Source organism: Bradyrhizobium sp. UFLA05-108, assembly GCF_059803455.1.
On the sequence record NZ_JBANAZ010000210.1, the window covers coordinates 1 to 1,083 of the forward strand.

1 protein-coding gene is annotated in these 1,083 nt (G+C 67.6%); it reads left to right on the forward strand.

All coding sequences use genetic code 11. The annotated features are described in order from the left end of the window. A partial coding sequence (gene menD / locus SO140_RS46025) for a 2-succinyl-5-enolpyruvyl-6-hydroxy-3-cyclohexene-1-carboxylic-acid synthase (protein WP_498544209.1) occupies window positions 1-1,083 on the forward strand: 1,083 nt, incomplete at both ends.

Below are 1,083 nucleotides of genomic sequence, written 5' to 3' on the forward strand. Positions count from 1 at the left end.
ATCGAAGCCGGCCTGACCGGTGAACGGCTGGTGTTTCTCACCGCCGATCGGCCGCCGGAACTGATCGACTGCGGCGCCAATCAGGCGATCCGTCAAAACGGCCTCTACAGCAGCCACCCGACGCTGGCGATCGATCTGCCGCGTCCTACGCCGGATATTCCGGCCGCGTGGCTGGCCTCCAGCGTCGACAGCGCGATGGCGCGCTTGCAGCATGGCGCTTTGCATATCAACTGCCCGTTCGCCGAACCGCTGTACGGCGGCGATGAGCGTCACTATGCCGAATGGTCCGCCGCGCTGGGCGACTGGTGGCAGAGCGATCGTCCGTGGCTGCAGGAAAGCGAGACGCATGCAGTGCCATTGCCGCAGCCGGACTGGTCTTTCTGGCGACAAAAGCGCGGCGTGGTGCTCGCCGGCCGCATGAGCGCACAAGAGGGCGCACAGGTGGCGGAATGGGCCGAAACGCTGGGTTGGCCACTGATCGGCGATGTACTGTCGCAGACCGGGCAACCGCTGCCCTGTGCCGATTTATGGCTCGCGCATCCGCAGGCGCAGCGCCTGTTGCAAGACGCGCAGCTGGTGGTGCAGTTCGGCGGCAGCTTGACCGGCAAACGCCTGCTGCAGTGGCAGGCGCAGTGCCGGCCGGAAGAGTATTGGGTCATCGACGAGCTGCCGGGGCGGCTCGATCCGGCCCAGCACCGGGGGCGGCGCCTGCGCGCCGGCGTGGCGCAGTGGTTGGCGCAGCATCCGGCGCAACCGCGCGCGCCGTGGGCCGCCGGGCTGGCTGCGCTGGCGGATAAGGCGCTGACGGCGGCGTCCACGCATCTGTACGATAACTTTGGCGAAGCGCAGCTGGCGCACCGCCTGCCGGAACTGTTGCCGGAGAACGGCCAGCTGTTTCTCGGCAACAGCCTGGTGGTGCGACTGATCGACGCGTTAACGCCATTGCCCGTCGCTTACCCGGTATTCAGCAACCGTGGCGCCAGCGGTATCGACGGTCTGATTTCCGCCGCCGCCGGCGTACAACGTGCCCCCGCCAGGCCAACGTTGGCGGTGGTCGGCGACCTTTCCGCACTGTATGACCTC